Origin of the sequence: Bacillus cereus group sp. BceL291, assembly GCF_051776705.1 — a bacterium.
Taxonomy (GTDB): Bacteria; Bacillota; Bacilli; order Bacillales; family Bacillaceae_G; genus Bacillus_A; species Bacillus_A cereus.
In genome coordinates this window covers 38,626-54,978 of record NZ_JBPWAP010000036.1, presented here as the reverse complement: position 1 = coordinate 54,978, position 16,353 = coordinate 38,626, and the positions used below count along the sequence as shown (strand labels likewise).

The following is a 16,353-nucleotide window of genomic DNA, read 5'->3' as shown; positions in this document are numbered from 1 at the left end:
AATCACAAAAGAATTAAAACAAAACTAAAAGGATTGTCCCCTGTGCAATACAGAGTTCAATCCTTAGTAGCTGCTTAATATATTTGTCTAATTTTTTGGGTTCAGTTCAATTTTGATAGTCTTTTTTTGTTGTATGGATTGAATTATATAATGTATTGCAAATAGAAATAATAGAAGTAATGCGGAAAGGCGGTGGGGGGAAATGAAATATCCAGACCATTTAGTAAAACAAGTGCAAGAGCGCAGTGATCCTTATCAACTAGAAGGTTTTTTAAGTGGACAAGGTCCTGAAAATCCCAAATTTATGTTGTTAGGAGAAGCGCCTGGTGAAACAGAAATTCATAATGGGATTCCGTTTAGCGGGAGGGCGGGAAAACAATTAATGGATTTTTTAGAGCGTATTGATGTTACAAGGGAAGAAGTATATATTACGAGCGCTGTTCGAAGTAGACCTTATAAATGGCGAGAGAAAAAAGAACGAAATGGTGAAATCATACAAAAAAAGTATAATAGAACGCCAAATCAGGGAGAAATAGTTGCCCATGCGCCTTTGTTAGATTATGAATTAGAGAAAATACATCCGAAGCTTATCGTCACGCTTGGAAATATCGGTCTTCAACGTTTAACAGGAAAAAATAAAAAAATCACAGATGTACACGGGCAATTATTAAAACAGCCCATTCAAAAATTAAAGGATATGCAAAGTGCAGAGTTTACATGGTCAGAGAAAGAATATCATGTTTTTCCGACTTTTCATCCAGCTTCCATTTTTTATAATCGGAGTTTATTGGAGCTTATTCATGAGGATTTTGAGAAGCTTAAAAGACTTGTAATAAAAAACTAGAAAAGCTAAGGCGCTTTTCTAGTTACATTTAATTATGTAAAGGGTTTTTATTTTCATCTAACGTAAATCCTTCACCAACTACATCATGTACATCACTTACAGCGACAAAAGCATGAGGATCTACAGAAGTAATGATATTCTTTAATTTCACGATTTCATTTTTAGCAACAACGCAATACAATACGTTACGTTCCACTTTTGTATACGATCCAACAGCTTTTAAAAAGGTTGCTCCGCGCTCCATTTCAGATAAAATTTTGGCAGCAATTTCATCGTTTTTCTCTGAGATAATAGTCGCTCCTTTGGCAGCATAAGCTCCTTCTTGCATAAAATCAATGACTTTAGCACCGATAAAAACAGCAACTAGCGTATACATGCCCTCGCGGTATGATAAATAGGTAAGAATAGAGACTACGATAACGACAGCATCAAACATAAACATTGTTTTCCCCATACTCCAGCCAACATATTTGTGAGCTAGTCGTGCGATAATATCTACACCGCCAGTAGTCCCGCCATATTTAAATATTATTCCAAGGCCGATACCGATAAATGCCCCGGCGAATAAAGCTGCGAGTGTCATATCATTTTGCAAGTTTAAATGTAAGTTGAGTACTTCGTAACGCTGGAAAATCCATAGAAATAAAGATACGCTAAAGGTGCCAATTAATGTATATAAAAATGTCGTTCTGCCAAGTAACCTCCAACCAATAAAAAATATAGGGATATTTAAAATTAAGTTTGAGTAGGAAGGATCAAACTTAAATAAAAAATACAATAATAGTGTAATACCAGTAAACCCACCCTCTGCAAGGTGGTTTTCAATATTGATATTGACAATACCGAAAGAAAATATAGCGGAACCGATTAAAATAAAAATAATATTTCGTATCTTCAATTTTGATGTCATATAGAAATCCCCCTAATTATGTAATGATTGCATTGCTCCGCTGAAACAGTAAAACATAATAATAAGTAATTTCTAGTTGCTAGTGAAAATAGTAAGAACTTGATTGATGTGGGCTGATCTTTTGTGAAAAGCACAAAAGAAGGTTTCACTTTATCCCGCTCTAACGGCTGATAGGAGATGAAGCAAAGAAGAGGGGCAAACCAGCCGTAGGAACTCGATTAGTTCAACTAATCTTTTGCAAAAAGCGCAAAAGAAGTTTCACTTTACCCCGTACCAACGGCTGGTAGGAGATAAAGCTCTGAAGAAAGGCGAACCAGCCGTAGGAACCCGATTAGTTCAACTAATCTTTTGCAAAAAAACGCAAAAGAAGTTTCACTTTATTATAGTCTATCCAAAAATGGGTCGCAAATAGGTGTTTGGCGGGGAATAATATTTGTCAAATCGCGATGAATTGGCTAACATGAAAGAGGAAGGATTAGAGGTGAATAGTATGGAAGCAAAAACGATGAAAGATATGCAGAAAGAAGTAGATGCATATATTGGTCAGTTTAAAGAAGGTTATTTCAGTCCGCTTGCAATGATGGCTCGTTTAACGGAAGAAATGGGAGAGCTTGCAAGAGAGGTAAATCATTATTATGGTGAGAAACCGAAGAAAACAACTGAAAAAGAAAGAAGTATTGAAGAAGAGCTTGGAGATGTATTATTTGTTATGATTTGTATGGCAAATAGTTTAAATATTGATTTAGAGACAGCACATAACATTGTAATGAATAAATTTAATACACGTGATAAAGATCGCTGGACACGTATTGATGAGGGAGAGAAAGAATAATGAAAGAAATTAAAGTAATTATCGCCGGACCAAGAGGACGTATGGGACATGAAGCAGTTCTTCTTATGGAAAGAACGGAACATTTTAATTTAGTAGCAGCAGTGGATTATAAGCATGGTGGTGAGAAGATTTCTGATTTACCTGGCATGCCAGCATTACATGCACCGATTTACGCTGATTTACATACTTGTTTAGATGAAGTAGAAGCAGATGTGTTGTTAGATTTAACAACACCAGAAGTGGGGAAACAACACGTTACACTTGCAGTTGAGCGTGGACTTCGTTCGGTTATTGGTACAACTGGATTTACAGAAGAAGAATTGGCACGTTTAACAGAGAATGCAAAAGAAAAAGCAGTAGGAACAATTATTGCTCCAAACTTTGCAATTGGTGCAGTTCTTATGATGAAATTCTCACAAATGGCAGCGAAATATTTCCAAGATGTTGAGGTAATTGAATTACATCATGATCAAAAATTAGACGCACCATCTGGTACAGCTGTAAAAACGGTAGAGTTAATTCGTCAAAATCGTGAATCAAAGCAGCAAGGTCATCCAAATGAAGTAGAGCAACTAGCAGGTGCACGTGGTGCAAATGTAGACGGTATTCACATTCATAGTGTACGTTTGCCAGGGCTTATTGCACACCAAGAAGTAATGTTCGGTGGAGATGGACAAATGTTAACAGTTCGTCATGATTCATTCAATCGTGCATCATTTATGTCAGGTGTAAAACTATCAATTGAGACAGTAATGAACCTTGATTATCTTGTGTACGGTTTAGAAAATATTATCGACTAAAGGGGAGACAACGGATGAAAATTGCCTTAATCGCACATGACAAAAAGAAAAATGATATGGTTTCGTTTGCATACGCATATAAACCAATTTTTGAACAACATGAATTATTTGCAACAGGAACGACAGGGCTTCGTATTATGGAAGCGACTGGATTAGTTGTAACAAGATATCAATCTGGCCCTCTTGGTGGAGATCAAGAAATTGGTGCAATGATTGCAAAGAACGATTTAGATATGGTGATTTTCTTCCGCGATCCATTAACAGCACAGCCGCATGAACCGGATGTGAATGCATTGCTTCGTTTATGTGATGTATATGCGATTCCACTTGCAACGAATATGGCAAGTGCTGAAATGTTAATGCACGCATTAGAGCGAGGAGATTTAGATTATCGTAAGTTAAGAAAATGAGGGGAACAATTATGAGTGGATTACATATATTAGCGTTTGGTGCTCATGCCGATGATGTTGAAATCGGCATGGCTGGTACCATCGCTAAATATACAAAGCAAGGGTATGAAGTAGGTATTTGTGATTTAACAGAAGCTGATCTTTCTTCAAATGGAACGATAGAGTTGAGAAAAGAAGAAGCGAAGGTCGCAGCTCGTATAATGGGAGTAAAAACGAGGCTGAATTTAGCGATGCCAGACCGTGGTTTGTATATGAAAGAAGAGTATATACGTGAAATTGTCAAGGTGATCCGTACATATAAACCAAAACTAGTTTTTGCGCCGTACTATGAAGATCGCCATCCAGATCATGCAAATTGTGCAAAGCTTGTGGAAGAGGCTATTTTTTCAGCAGGAATCCGTAAATATATGCCGGAACTTTCACCACATCGTGTGGAGTCTTTTTATAATTATATGATTAATGGTTTTCATAAACCGAATTTTTGTATAGATATAAGTGAGTACCTCTCTATAAAGGTGGAAGCATTAGAAGCGTATGAAAGTCAGTTTTCAACAGGGAGCGATGGTGTTAAGACACCGTTAACAGAAGGTTACGTTGAAACTGTGATCGCTCGTGAGAAGATGTTTGGAAAAGAAGTTGGAGTCTTGTATGCCGAGGGATTTATGAGTAAGAAACCGGTTTTATTACATGCTGATTTATTAGGGGGATGTAAATGAAATTAAAAATAGGTATTACATGTTATCCTTCTGTAGGTGGTTCTGGAGTTGTTGGAACAGAATTAGGAAAGCAATTGGCGGAACGTGGGCATGAAATTCACTTTATTACATCGGGTTTACCATTCCGGTTAAATAAAGTATATCCAAACATTTATTTTCATGAAGTGACGGTAAATCAATACTCTGTATTTCAATATCCACCATACGATTTAGCGTTAGCAAGTAAAATGGCCGAGGTTGCACAAAGAGAAAACTTAGACATTTTACATGTGCATTACGCAATACCACATGCAATTTGTGCATATTTAGCAAAACAAATGATCGGAGAGCGTATTAAAATTGTTACAACCTTACATGGAACAGATATTACTGTGTTAGGTTCCGACCCTTCGTTAAATAATTTAATTCGTTTTGGTATTGAGCAATCGGATGTTGTCACTGCTGTCTCGCATTCATTAATTAACGAAACACATGAGCTTGTAAAACCAAGTAAAGAAATTCAAACGGTATATAACTTTATAGACGAACGTGTATATTTCAAGCGTAATATGTCTCAATTAAAGAAAGAATATGGTATAAGTGAGAGTGAAAAAGTACTTATTCATATTTCGAATTTCCGTAAAGTGAAACGTGTGCAGGATGTTGTTCAGGCATTTGCTAAAATTGTTAAAGAAGTAGATGCGAAGTTGCTTCTTGTTGGAGACGGACCAGAATTCTGTACCATTTTACAGATAGTGAAGAATTTACATATTGAAGATCGCGTTTTATTCTTAGGGAAGCAAGATAATGTTGCAGAACTACTTGCGATGAGTGATTTAATGTTGCTTCTATCAGAGAAGGAAAGTTTTGGTCTTGTTTTATTAGAAGCAATGGCGTGTGGTGTACCTTGTATCGGAACGCGGGTTGGAGGTATTCCAGAGGTTATTCAACACGGGGAAACAGGATATTTATGTGAAGTTGGCGATACAACAGGAGTGGCAAATCAAGCTATTCAGCTATTAAAGGACGAGGAACTTCACCGTAATATGGGAGAACGAGCAAGAGAAAGTGTTTATGAGCAATTTCGCTCAGAAAAAATTGTTTCACAATATGAAACGATTTACTATGACGTACTAAGGGATGACAAAAATGGAAAGATTTAAAAAAGCTAGTTCTATTATTGAGACATTAAAGCAACAAGGACATGAGGCTTACTTTGTTGGTGGGAGCGTACGAGATCTTATTATCGATAGGCCGATTGGAGATATTGATATTGCGACATCTGCTCTACCAGAAGAAGTGATGGCTATATTCCCAAGAAATGTTCCTGTTGGTCTTGAGCATGGAACTGTAATTGTTGTAGAAAATGGTGAGCCTTATGAGGTAACTACTTTTCGAACAGAAAGCGAATATGAAGATTTTCGAAGACCTAGTAGTGTTCAATTTGTTCGTTCATTAGAAGAGGATTTAAAACGTCGTGATTTCACGATGAATGCAATTGCTATGACAGAAGAAGGCAAAATGGTTGATTTATTTGCTGGACAGGAAGCCATTCAACAGAGAGAAATTGTGACAGTTGGAAATGCTGCGGATCGTTTTCAAGAAGATGCCCTTCGAATGATGCGTGGTATTCGGTTTGTAAGCACGTTAGGTTTTTCATTAGAAATGAAAACGAAGCAAGCGATTGAAACGTATGGGCATTTGCTAGAACATATAGCAATTGAGCGTATTACAGTAGAGTTTGAGAAACTGTTAACTGGTACATATTGTGTGAAAGGTCTCAAAGAATTAGTAGAGACGAAGCTATTTTCTCATTTGCCATATTTACAAATGTCAGAAGAGAGACTGTTAAAAGCTACGCAGTATAAATGGGATTCTTTCGAAACGGATATTGAGGCGTGGGCATTTTTCTTATATTGTATCGGAGAAGAACATCCATCTGTCTTTTTACGTCAATGGAAGTTTTCGAATAAAAAAATAAAAGATATTGTTGCAGTTTTATTGGCAATTCGTACTAGAAAGGAGAAGGATTGGGATACAGTCCTTCTTTATAAAACGGGAATTCATATCGCTGAAATGGCAGAGAGAGTATATGAAGCGATGATTGAAAGCTATGACCCTACATCTGTTGAACGAGTACAATTAATGTTTCATGCATTGCCAATCCAGGAACGTCAAGAAATGAATGTGACTGGTAATGATTTATTAAACTGGGCAAACAAAAAGCCTGGTCCGTGGGTTGCTGAAATGCTTCAGAAAATCGAAGAAGCAATCGTACAAGGAAACGTAGTTAATGAGAAAGAGCGTATAAGGGAGTGGCTGCAAGGATGCAATCTACTATAAGAAAGCAGTTATTGCAAGTTTTTTCTGAAGCGGATGGCGAGTTTGTATCCGGCCAAACAATTAGTGATAAACTTGGTTGTTCAAGAACTGCTGTGTGGAAACATATGGAGGATCTGCGGAGTGAGGGATATGAACTTGAAGCTGTGCGCCGATTAGGTTACCGAATTGCAAGTAAGCCAGACAAAGTGACTGCTAATGAAATTCAGTTAGGGCTACAAACGAAGCGGATTGGTAGAACAGTGTATTTTGAAGAAACTGTTGAATCAACGCAGCACATTGCAGCAAAACTTGCTTATGAAGGTGCAGAAGAAGGAACTGTCGTTGTAGCAGAAGAACAAACAGCGGGAAGAGGTCGTTTAAGCAGAAAATGGCATTCACCAAAAGGAACAGGGATTTGGATGAGTATTATTTTACGCCCGTCAATCCCAGTTCATCATGCACCGCAACTTACTTTGTTAGCGGCTGTTAGTGTTGCACAGGCAATTGAAAAATGTACAGGTGTAAACGTAGGAATAAAATGGCCAAATGATATTTTAATTCAAGGTAAAAAGGCTGTAGGTATATTAACAGAAATGCAAGCGGATCCTGATAAAATTAATGCTGTCATTATGGGCATCGGTATTAATGCGAATCAAAAGCAAGAACATTTTGATGAAGAAATTCAGCACATCGCTACTTCATTAGCGATTGAATCAGGTAAGCCGATTGTTCGTGCAGAACTTATGCAACAAATCTATTTACAACTAGAAAAATTATATGAAGAATATTTACAAAATGGTTTCTCTGTCATTAAAATTCTTTGGGAAAGTTACGCTGTGAGCATCGGGAAAGAAATTACCGCTCGAACGATGAGAGAGACAATTACGGGGTTAGCAAAAGGAATCACAGAGGATGGTGTATTACTTCTGGAGGATCATGAGGGGAAAGTACATCATATTCATTCTGCAGATATCGAAATTAAGTAAAAGAAGTTCCTCTTTTGGAACTTCTTTTTATTTCAATAGTTTTGAGTTGAATTTGTAACATGATAATAAATTCTTTTCATCTGCAATTCTCCTTTGTTAAGTACTTTCCTCAATTAACCTGCATCATTAGTTTAAGAGTTATACTATACAGTTAAATGGATTACAGAAAAAATTAACTTGGACTTTTTTAACATGCGTTGAAAAAACATGTATCTTTTCAGGATTGAATTATCCATAAAAACTGTATAGCATATATACTCTCGTGTTAAATTTCATATACCGTAATAAGAATAAAAAATTATTTTTTCGAAAAAATGTAGTAATTCCTTTTTGTAGTTTGCTATAATTAGTTCGAATGTGGGCAGTATCAGAGCGAACTGCACCATGATTCGAAGTCATACGAAAAATAATAACTTGGATTCTGCCTTGATCCAATAACGGACTGGGACAGAGGGATGAATAATGCCGACTAACACACAACCCTTCTGCCCTTTTATGGCCAGAGGGGTTTTTTTATATGATTTCGGCCATCTCCTCTCTCCTGCATAAAGGAGGAGTAGTTTTTGAAAACAAAAACAGATTTTTTGAAGATGAAAGAGCAAGGTGAGCCGATTACAATGCTAACGGCGTATGATTATCCATCTGCTAAATTAGCAGAAGAAGCTGAAGTTGATATGATTCTAGTTGGAGATTCTCTTGGAATGGTTGTACTCGGATACGATTCAACAGTACCTGTAACAGTAGAGGATATGATTCATCATACGAAAGCTGTACGCCGCGGAGCGAAAGAGACGTTTATTGTAACTGATATGCCATTTATGTCGTATCACGTATCATTACAAGAAACGATGGTGAATGCACGCCGCATCGTTCAAGAGAGCGGGGCACACGCACTGAAGGTAGAAGGTGCTGGAGAAGTTATATCGACGATTCAATATTTGACGAACGCAGGAATTCCTGTTGTAGCGCATTTAGGTTTAACCCCTCAATCTGTAGGAGTGTTGGGTGGATATAAAGTGCAAGGAAAAGATGCGGAGAGTGCAAAAAAATTAATAGAAGATGCAAAGAAATGTGAAGAAGCTGGTGCAATAGCGCTTGTGTTAGAATGTGTACCAATGCAGTTAGCAGAACTTATTTCAGAGCAACTAACAATACCGACAATTGGGATTGGTGCAGGACAAAAAGTAGATGGGCAAGTGCTTGTTTATCATGATCTTATCTCATACGGCGTAAATCGTGTTCCGAAATTTGTGAAGCAATATACGTCTGTTCAAGAGGAGATTGTGCGTGGGATTTCACAATATGTTACTGAAGTAAAGACAAGGCAATTTCCTGAAGAAAAACATTCGTTCACAATGAAAGAGGAAGAATGCTTAGCGTTATACGGAGGAAAACAATAATGAAAATCGTAACTACAGTGCAAGAGATGCAGCAAATTACGAGCGAACTTCGTGCAAGTGGAAAGAGTATTGGTTTTGTTCCAACAATGGGTTATTTACATGAAGGCCATGCTACTTTATTACGTAAGGCAAGAGAAGAAAATGAAATTGTAGTTTTAAGTGTATTTGTAAACCCACTACAATTTGGCCCAAATGAAGATTTAGATCGATATCCTCGTGATATTGATAGAGATGAAAATGTAGCAAAAGAAAACGGTGTAGATTATTTATTTTATCCGAGTGTAGAAGAAATGTATCCAGCAGAACAAACAACAACGGTAGAAGTTGTGAAGCGCACGGACGTATTATGCGGTCAACAAAGACCTGGTCATTTCGCTGGTGTTGCAACTGTACTAATGAAACTATTTAATATTACGCTGCCAAAGCGTGCTTATTTCGGTATGAAAGATGCTCAACAAGTTGCAGTAATTGAAGGGTTTGTAACTGATTTCAATATTCCAGTTACAATCGTACCAGTTGATATTGTAAGGGAAGAAGATGGTTTAGCGAAAAGTTCTCGTAACGTGTACCTATCACAAGATGAACGTGAAGAAGCTCTTCATTTATACCGCAGCCTATGTATAGCGAAAGAAAGAATTGAGGCAGGTGAACGTAATCCCGAAATCATTACAAATCTTGTGAAAGAGTATATTGAGACGCATACGAAAGGCACTGTAGATTATGCAGATTTATATGCATATCCGTCATTAACAATGGTAGAGAAAGTCGAAGGAAGAATCATTTTAGCTATTGCAGTTAAGTTTGAAAATGTAAGATTAATTGACAATATAACATTAACAGTTAAATAAGGGGGAGCATCTATGTTTCGCACAATGATGAGAGCAAAGTTACATCGTGCAACTGTAACGGAGGCAAATTTAAATTATGTAGGTAGTATTACAATTGATGAAGACTTAATGGATGCAGTAAATATTGTAGAAAACGAAAAAGTCCAAATTGTAAATAATAATAATGGTGCTCGCTTAGAGACATACGTTATTAAAGGGGAACGCGGTAGTGGTGTTGTTTGTTTAAACGGTGCTGCGGCAAGGCTTGTACAACCAGGGGACAAAGTAATTATTATTTGTTATGGGCTAGTTACGGAAGAAGAGATTCATAAACAAGAACCAAAAATTGCAGTATTAGACGATAATAATCAAATTATTGAAATGTTAGGTGCTGAAAAAGCGGGTACGATATTATAAGTAGAAAGGCTATCTCCATTGCGGAGATAGCTTTTTTGTGCATCTTTTCATTAAGATGAGATAAAACGTGGTATAGTAACATTATATAAATTATTGTTGTTTGAAAGGTAAGAAATTGAGGTGTTACATATATGAGTAAGCGTTATGTCGTTGTTGATTTAGAGACGACAGGGAACTCCTGGAAAGATGGGAAGGATAAAATTACCCAAATTGCAGCTGTTGTAGTAGAAGATGGAGAGATATTGGAGATTTTTTCGTCTTTTGTTAACCCAAAGAGAGAGATCCCACCATTTATTACAGAATTAACAGGGATTGATGAAAGTCTTGTAAAACAAGCCCCGTTATTTCAAGATGTAGCCCCGATGATTGTTGAGCTATTACAAGGTGCGGCTTTCGTTGCGCATAATGTTCACTTTGATTGGAATTTTTTAAATGAAGAATTAAGGCAAGCTGGATATACAGAAATACATTGTCCGAAAATCGACACGGTTGAATTGGCTCAAATTCTTTTGCCGACAGCCGATAGTTATAAATTACGTGATTTAGCTAAGAAGCATGAACTAGAGCACGATCAACCACATCGTGCGGATAGTGATGCTCTTGCAACAGCGGAATTATTTTTACAATTTTTAAATGAAATTGAAAAGTTACCACTTGTCACGTTGCAATCGCTTTATGAATTAAGTGATGTGTTCCAAAGCGATATAGCTGATGTGCTTTCTGAAAATATTTTAAAGAAAGTAATGCACGGTAAAGAAGATATAGCGGAGTATGAAATACATCGAAATATTGCGCTGAAAAAGCGGAACTATTCCTTAAACCTTGGAGAAACGTGTTCATCAAAGTTTGATGCTTTCTTGAATAAAACGATGGATAAATTGGAATCACATATGCCAAAGTTTGAAAGAAGAGAAAGTCAACAACTGATGATGAAAGAGATATATACGGCGTTAAGAGATTCTCGTTTTTCACTAATTGAAGCGGGTACAGGAACAGGAAAGACTCTTGCTTATTTGCTTCCTAGTCTTTATTTTGCAAAGAGAAAAGAAGAACCTGTCATTATAAGTACACAAACAGTACAACTCCAACAACAAATATTAGAAAAAGAAATTCCGTTATTACAAAAAATAATGCCATTTTCATTTGAGGCAGCTCTTCTAAAAGGAAGAAAACATTATTTATGCTTACATAAATTTGAGTATGCTTTGCAAGAGGAAGAAAAAAATTATGATATGGCACTTACGAAGGCGAAGATTTTAGTTTGGCTATTGCAAACTGAAACAGGTGATCGAGACGAATTAAATATTCCTGAGGGCGGAAAGTTACTTTGGAATCGTATTTGTAGCGATGCCTATAGTCCAGGTGGTATGCAAAGTAATTGGTTTAGTCGTTGTTTTTATCAGCGAGCGAAGAATAAAGCTTTATTTGCAGATATCGTTATTACAAATCATGCGTTATTATTTCAAGATTTTTCAAGTGAAGAACCGTTGTTTGCTTCATGCGAACATATTATTTTTGATGAAGCTCACCATATTGAAGAAGCTGCGAGTAGAACATTGGGTGAACAGTTCTCTTGTATGTATTTTCAATTGGTTATATCTCGTCTTGGGACGCTAGAAACAGAAGATGTACTCTCCAAAGTATATAAAATGATGAAAAAATCAGAGCAAACATCTCGTTCAACTTTCCGTATGATAAGTTATAGTTTGAAGGAACTTAAGTTTGATGCGGATGAACTCTTCCAAATGTTACGTACTTTTATATTTAAACAAACAAAGCAAGAGCAAGGAACGAATAATATGCCGCTCATCTATAGGTATAACGCAGAACTAGAAAAAGGTAAGTTGTGGGATAGTATCGTCGAATTAACAAATCGTTTTATATATGAATTAAGAAGGGTAGTAACTGCTCTTGAGAAGCAAGTGGATATATTGCAAAGTAAGTTAGAATGGGAGATGCATGTTGTAACAGGTGAATTTATGCATTTAATTGAGTTGCTGAGAAAGATGGCAGAATCATTACAGTTACTCGTATTAGAAAAGAATTCGTATGTAACTTGGATGGAGACTGAAACGAAAGGGACGATTCATTCAACAGTTCTATACGCACAGCCTGTCCATATTGGTGAAAGATTTGCTGATGAATTTTTAACAGAAAAAAAGAGTGTTATTTTTACATCCGCAACACTAACAGTTAACGATACGTTTGATTATATAAAAGAGGAACTTGGTTTACATGATTTCGCTCCAAATACTTTAAAGGTTCCGTCACCATTTCGTTATGATGAACAGATGAAATTAATGGTTTCAACGGATGTACCTTTTATTAAGCAAGTAAGTAATGAGCGATATATTGAATCTGTATCGGAACATATTGCAAAGATAGCAAAAGCCACAAAAGGCAGAATGCTCGTTTTATTCACTTCGTATGAAATGTTAAAAGAAGCGTATGCGAATTTAAAAAATAATGATGAATTAGAGGGTTATTTATTACTCACCCAAAGTGTGAATAATAGAAGTCGAAGCCGCTTAATTCGAAAGTTTCAAGAGTTCGACAAATCAATTTTATTAGGGACGAGCAGTTTCTGGGAAGGAATAGATATTCCTGGAGATGCCTTAAGTTGTCTTGTTATAGTCCGTCTACCATTTACACCTCCTCATCAGCCGATGATGGAAGCGAAAGGTGAGTGGCTAAAAAATCAAGGTGAAGATGTATTCGCTAAATTAGCGCTCCCACAAGCAATATTACGTTTCAAACAAGGATTCGGCCGCTTAATTCGAACGAATACAGATACAGGAACGGTAGTAGTGTTAGATCGTCGTTTGACGAGTTCTTCCTATGGAAAACGATTTCTACAATCGATTCCTAACGTACCTCTTTATGAAGGACCATTAGAAGAATTGTTAGTACAATTAGAAGAACCATCAAATGAATAAAAATGGAAGAAAAATACGCCTGAAGTACTTATAAACTTCAGGCGTAAAAAATGTGGGTAGGAGGAATTTTATTTTTCTTACTTCTTGTATACAAAATGTGTTGGTTTTCGACTTGAAACCTTTTTTTGCTGTACATGTCCTGCTATAATAGATGGGTGATGAAGCAGGGGTTGTAAAGAATGTACTCTTATTGTAACCGCATTGCGTTCTTCTATAATTAGAAATTTTTGTGTAACGGAGGAGTTTTTTCATGGATAAGAAAATCGAAGTACTATCAACGACGCGTATTAAATATTCGTCGGATTTGTATAAAATTGTTGATAGTTTAAATCGTACGTTAAAAGAGCAGGACCTCATGTTCGGACTAGCATTAGACGAAAAAGATAAAGAAACAGCTGTATTTACGATTTACAGAACGTAGTGATACAATGAAAAATTGGATCTTTGCAATCATTATTGTTATCGTTGCTAGCGGAATATATGGGGCGTATGTTTATAATAAAGCGATGGGAAAGAAAATTCCAAAAGAGTCGAAATTTGTAGAAATTGCTAAAGAAAAAGCAAAGCTTACAAAGGTGAAATCTGTTGATTATTACAACGGAAAATCTGCATATATAGTCGTGCAAGGTACAGATGAAAAGGGAGAACAACTTATCGTTTGGGTGCCTGAGAAAAAAGGGGATACTGTAGTAAGGAAAAAGAGCGAAGGTATTTCTGAAAAAGAGGCTATACAAAGAACAATAGAGCAAGTCGGCAATGAAAGTAAGGAATCAAAAAGTAAGCCGAAAGAGATTATGAAAGTGAAATTAGGCTTTGAAAATGATGTACCACTATGGGAAGTTACATATATTGATGATGACAATCGTTATAGCTATTACTATCTTGAATTTAAAGATGGAAAATTTTTAAGACGATATAGCATTGAAAAATAGATGTAGGGGGAACTACAAATGAAATTAGCAAAGCGAGTAGCTGCTTTAACACCGTCTTCAACTTTAGAAATTACAGCAAAGGCACAAGCATTAAAAGCAGAGGGTCATGATGTAATTGGATTAGGGGCAGGGGAACCTGACTTTAATACACCAGAGCATATTATGGATGCTGCACATAAAGCGATGTTAGAAGGGCATACGAAGTATACACCAACAGGTGGATTACAATCGTTAAAACAAGAAATTGTGAAGAAATTTACTCGCGATCAAGGTATTGCGTATGATCCATCTGAAATTATTGTATGTAATGGTGCAAAGCATGCATTATATACATTATTCCAAGTATTACTTGATGAGGGAGATGAAGTTATCATCCCAACTCCTTACTGGGTAAGCTATCCAGAGCAAGTAAAGCTTGCTGGCGGTAAGCCGGTTTATGTAGAAGGTTTAGAAGACAATGAGTACAAAATTACAGCAAAGCAGCTGCGTGAGGCAATTACAGAGAAAACGAAAGCAGTTATTATTAATTCACCGAGCAATCCAACAGGAATGATTTATAGCAAAGAAGAATTACAACAGCTTGGAGAAGTATGTTTAGAACATGATATTTTAATCGTTTCTGATGAAATTTATGAAAAATTAATTTATGGTGGCGTAGAATATACTTCAATTGCCCAGCTTTCTAATGCATTAAAAGAACAAACACTTATTATTAATGGTGTATCTAAATCTCATTCTATGACAGGATGGCGTATTGGATATGCTGCAGGAAATAAGCAGCTTATTAAAGCGATGACGAACTTAGCAAGTCATAGTACGTCAAACCCTACTTCAATCGCTCAATACGGCGCAATTGCGGCATACGCAGGCTCACAAGAACCTGTGGAAACAATGCGCCAAGCCTTTGAAGAGAGATTAAACATCATTTATGATAAATTAATTCAAATTCCTGGCTTTACTTGTATTAAACCGCAAGGTGCATTTTACTTATTCCCTAACGTAAAAGAAGCTGTAGCTTTATCAGGATATGCAACAGTTGATGATTGGGCAAAAGCTCTATTAGAAGAGGAAAAAGTGGCTCTTGTACCAGGTACAGGATTTGGTGCTCCAAATAATGTTCGTTTATCATATGCGACATCTCTTGAACAAGTAGAGAAAGCATTAGAGCGCATCCATACATTTATGAAAAGTAAAGTGCAAGCTTAATTTTATATTTCATTCATGTAATATAAAAAACCTCCCTATTAATGGGGAGGTTTTTTTGACGGATTGTGGCAAAAAGAAATAGCTAAAGGTGTGTTATACTAGAGAGCGAGGTGTTTGGTGATGAAAAAGAAAATGATGTTACAGTGGTTTGAGCAGGGAAGCATTGCAATTCCAAAATTGCTTATGATGCATTATAAAAAATTAGGTTTAAATGAGACGGAATTTATGGTTGTACTTCATGTACACACATTTTTAGAATCAGGTAATTCGTTTCCGACTCCTTCAGAGATTTCTGAACGGATGACGATAACGGAAATGAAATGTATGGAAGTAATTCAGGCGTTGATTCAAAAGGGTTTTTTATCACTAGAAGGTGGACAAAGATCAGAAGCGATGATGTGCGAAAGTTATTCTTTACAACCGTTATGGGAAAAAATATTACATTTCTTAATGGATGAATCAATAGAGGAAGAGCAAAAAGAAAAAAAACAGCTACAAGTAAATTTATATACAGTATTTGAAAAAGAATTTGGAAGACCACTTTCGCCGTTCGAATGTGAAACGTTAGGGATGTGGGAGGACCAAGATCAACATCATCCAAATTTAATTCAAGCGGCTCTTAGAGAAGCTGTAATGAGTGGAAAACTAAATTTCCGATATATTGATCGTATTTTATTTGAGTGGAAAAAGAATGGAATTAAAACGGTAGATCAGGCTCAAAATCAAGGTCAAAAATTTAGAGCGAATCAACAAAGAGCACAACAAATGACAAAACAAGAGACGAAATTTACTGGAAAAGTGCCTTTTTATAATTGGTTGGAGCAGTAATATAGGAG

At 36.4% G+C, this 16,353-nt stretch carries 18 protein-coding genes; 17 read left to right on the top strand and 1 reads right to left on the bottom strand.

Features of this window, described 5'->3' with window-relative positions; all coding sequences use genetic code 11:
• Together ACS2CR_RS21160 and ACS2CR_RS21155 are read left to right on the top strand one after the other, a co-directional pair.
• A partial coding sequence (locus ACS2CR_RS21160; protein WP_131229404.1) for an IS3 family transposase occupies positions 1-78 on the top strand: 78 nt, incomplete at its 5' end.
• A 124-nt stretch (positions 79-202) separates the two neighbouring features.
• Entirely contained in the window at positions 203-844 is a 642-nt protein-coding gene (locus ACS2CR_RS21155) for a uracil-DNA glycosylase (RefSeq protein WP_053514233.1), read from the top strand.
• A gap of 28 nt (positions 845-872) precedes the next feature.
• Here ACS2CR_RS21155 and ACS2CR_RS21150 read toward each other — a convergent pair whose 3' ends face one another.
• On the bottom strand, positions 873-1,754 hold the full coding sequence (locus ACS2CR_RS21150) for a YitT family protein (RefSeq protein ID WP_000202117.1): 882 nt from the start codon (positions 1,752-1,754) through the stop codon (positions 873-875).
• Between the two features lie 490 nt (positions 1,755-2,244).
• On the opposite strand from ACS2CR_RS21150, the gene ACS2CR_RS21145 reads away from it, so the two are divergent.
• The 15 genes from ACS2CR_RS21145 to dnaD all read left to right on the top strand — a co-directional run bounded on the left by ACS2CR_RS21145 (position 2,245) and on the right by dnaD (position 16,345).
• Positions 2,245-2,586: a nucleotide pyrophosphohydrolase gene (locus tag ACS2CR_RS21145; protein ID WP_002108639.1), complete on the top strand. Its 342-nt coding sequence runs from the start codon at positions 2,245-2,247 to the stop codon at positions 2,584-2,586.
• Positions 2,586-3,386, top strand: coding sequence for a dihydrodipicolinate reductase (gene dapB / locus ACS2CR_RS21140; RefSeq protein WP_053514232.1), 801 nt, complete (start codon positions 2,586-2,588; stop codon positions 3,384-3,386). The genes ACS2CR_RS21145 and dapB overlap by 1 nt, the downstream gene beginning before the upstream one ends.
• A 14-nt stretch (positions 3,387-3,400) precedes the next feature.
• The gene (gene mgsA, locus ACS2CR_RS21135; RefSeq protein WP_000684765.1) at positions 3,401-3,796 is read left to right on the top strand and encodes a methylglyoxal synthase; all 396 of its coding nucleotides are present in this window, start codon (positions 3,401-3,403) and stop codon (positions 3,794-3,796) included.
• Positions 3,797-3,807: 11 nt separating this feature from the next.
• The gene (bshB1, locus tag ACS2CR_RS21130) at positions 3,808-4,512 is read left to right on the top strand and encodes a bacillithiol biosynthesis deacetylase BshB1 (RefSeq protein WP_000015673.1); all 705 of its coding nucleotides are present in this window, start codon (positions 3,808-3,810) and stop codon (positions 4,510-4,512) included.
• Positions 4,509-5,654 carry an N-acetyl-alpha-D-glucosaminyl L-malate synthase BshA gene (gene bshA / locus ACS2CR_RS21125; protein WP_000768305.1) on the top strand — a complete coding sequence of 382 codons (1,146 nt, stop codon included), beginning with the start codon at positions 4,509-4,511 and terminating at the stop codon, positions 5,652-5,654. The genes bshB1 and bshA overlap by 4 nt, the downstream gene beginning before the upstream one ends.
• Positions 5,641-6,834: a CCA tRNA nucleotidyltransferase gene (locus ACS2CR_RS21120; RefSeq protein WP_053514231.1), complete on the top strand. Its 1,194-nt coding sequence runs from the start codon at positions 5,641-5,643 to the stop codon at positions 6,832-6,834. The genes bshA and ACS2CR_RS21120 overlap by 14 nt, the downstream gene beginning before the upstream one ends.
• Positions 6,819-7,799 carry a biotin--[acetyl-CoA-carboxylase] ligase gene (locus ACS2CR_RS21115; RefSeq protein ID WP_001192063.1) on the top strand — a complete coding sequence of 327 codons (981 nt, stop codon included), beginning with the start codon at positions 6,819-6,821 and terminating at the stop codon, positions 7,797-7,799. The genes ACS2CR_RS21120 and ACS2CR_RS21115 overlap by 16 nt, the downstream gene beginning before the upstream one ends.
• 563 nt (positions 7,800-8,362) lie before the next feature.
• On the top strand, positions 8,363-9,199 hold the full coding sequence (panB, locus tag ACS2CR_RS21110) for a 3-methyl-2-oxobutanoate hydroxymethyltransferase (protein WP_000851108.1): 837 nt from the start codon (positions 8,363-8,365) through the stop codon (positions 9,197-9,199).
• Complete coding sequence (gene panC / locus ACS2CR_RS21105; RefSeq protein WP_000707023.1) at positions 9,199-10,047, top strand: pantoate--beta-alanine ligase; 849 nt, start codon at positions 9,199-9,201, stop codon at positions 10,045-10,047. The genes panB and panC overlap by 1 nt, the downstream gene beginning before the upstream one ends.
• A gap of 12 nt (positions 10,048-10,059) precedes the next feature.
• Positions 10,060-10,443, top strand: a complete 384-nt coding sequence (panD, locus tag ACS2CR_RS21100; RefSeq protein WP_000490182.1) for an aspartate 1-decarboxylase — start codon at positions 10,060-10,062, stop codon at positions 10,441-10,443.
• 131 nt (positions 10,444-10,574) lie between these two features.
• On the top strand, positions 10,575-13,379 hold the full coding sequence (gene dinG / locus ACS2CR_RS21095) for an ATP-dependent DNA helicase DinG (protein WP_000044958.1): 2,805 nt from the start codon (positions 10,575-10,577) through the stop codon (positions 13,377-13,379).
• 250 nt (positions 13,380-13,629) lie between these two features.
• Complete coding sequence (locus ACS2CR_RS21090) at positions 13,630-13,800, top strand: YpmA family protein (protein ID WP_000358352.1); 171 nt, start codon at positions 13,630-13,632, stop codon at positions 13,798-13,800.
• A gap of 7 nt (positions 13,801-13,807) precedes the next feature.
• The gene (locus ACS2CR_RS21085) at positions 13,808-14,311 is read left to right on the top strand and encodes a cell wall elongation regulator TseB-like domain-containing protein (protein ID WP_153602801.1); all 504 of its coding nucleotides are present in this window, start codon (positions 13,808-13,810) and stop codon (positions 14,309-14,311) included.
• 18 nt (positions 14,312-14,329) lie between these two features.
• Positions 14,330-15,517: an aspartate transaminase AspB gene (gene aspB / locus ACS2CR_RS21080; RefSeq protein WP_000761571.1), complete on the top strand. Its 1,188-nt coding sequence runs from the start codon at positions 14,330-14,332 to the stop codon at positions 15,515-15,517.
• Between the two features lie 120 nt (positions 15,518-15,637).
• Entirely contained in the window at positions 15,638-16,345 is a 708-nt protein-coding gene (dnaD, locus tag ACS2CR_RS21075; protein WP_000728542.1) for a DNA replication protein DnaD, read from the top strand.
• Positions 16,346-16,353: the final 8 nt, after the last annotated feature.

Bases quoted from the DNA above. Each gene is read 5' to 3' on its own strand.
- ACS2CR_RS21155 (WP_053514233.1), top strand. From the start codon at position 203: ATGAAATATCCAGACCATTTAGTAAAACAAGTGCAAGAGCGCAGTGAT.
- ACS2CR_RS21150 (WP_000202117.1), bottom strand. From the start codon at position 1,754: ATGACATCAAAATTGAAGATACGAAATATTATTTTTATTTTAATCGGT.
- ACS2CR_RS21145 (WP_002108639.1), top strand. From the start codon at position 2,245: ATGGAAGCAAAAACGATGAAAGATATGCAGAAAGAAGTAGATGCATAT.
- dapB (WP_053514232.1), top strand. From the start codon at position 2,586: ATGAAAGAAATTAAAGTAATTATCGCCGGACCAAGAGGACGTATGGGA.
- mgsA (WP_000684765.1), top strand. From the start codon at position 3,401: ATGAAAATTGCCTTAATCGCACATGACAAAAAGAAAAATGATATGGTT.
- bshB1 (WP_000015673.1), top strand. From the start codon at position 3,808: ATGAGTGGATTACATATATTAGCGTTTGGTGCTCATGCCGATGATGTT.
- bshA (WP_000768305.1), top strand. From the start codon at position 4,509: ATGAAATTAAAAATAGGTATTACATGTTATCCTTCTGTAGGTGGTTCT.
- ACS2CR_RS21120 (WP_053514231.1), top strand. From the start codon at position 5,641: ATGGAAAGATTTAAAAAAGCTAGTTCTATTATTGAGACATTAAAGCAA.
- ACS2CR_RS21115 (WP_001192063.1), top strand. From the start codon at position 6,819: ATGCAATCTACTATAAGAAAGCAGTTATTGCAAGTTTTTTCTGAAGCG.
- panC (WP_000707023.1), top strand. From the start codon at position 9,199: ATGAAAATCGTAACTACAGTGCAAGAGATGCAGCAAATTACGAGCGAA.
- panD (WP_000490182.1), top strand. From the start codon at position 10,060: ATGTTTCGCACAATGATGAGAGCAAAGTTACATCGTGCAACTGTAACG.
- dinG (WP_000044958.1), top strand. From the start codon at position 10,575: ATGAGTAAGCGTTATGTCGTTGTTGATTTAGAGACGACAGGGAACTCC.
- ACS2CR_RS21090 (WP_000358352.1), top strand. From the start codon at position 13,630: ATGGATAAGAAAATCGAAGTACTATCAACGACGCGTATTAAATATTCG.
- ACS2CR_RS21085 (WP_153602801.1), top strand. From the start codon at position 13,808: ATGAAAAATTGGATCTTTGCAATCATTATTGTTATCGTTGCTAGCGGA.
- aspB (WP_000761571.1), top strand. From the start codon at position 14,330: ATGAAATTAGCAAAGCGAGTAGCTGCTTTAACACCGTCTTCAACTTTA.
- dnaD (WP_000728542.1), top strand. From the start codon at position 15,638: ATGAAAAAGAAAATGATGTTACAGTGGTTTGAGCAGGGAAGCATTGCA.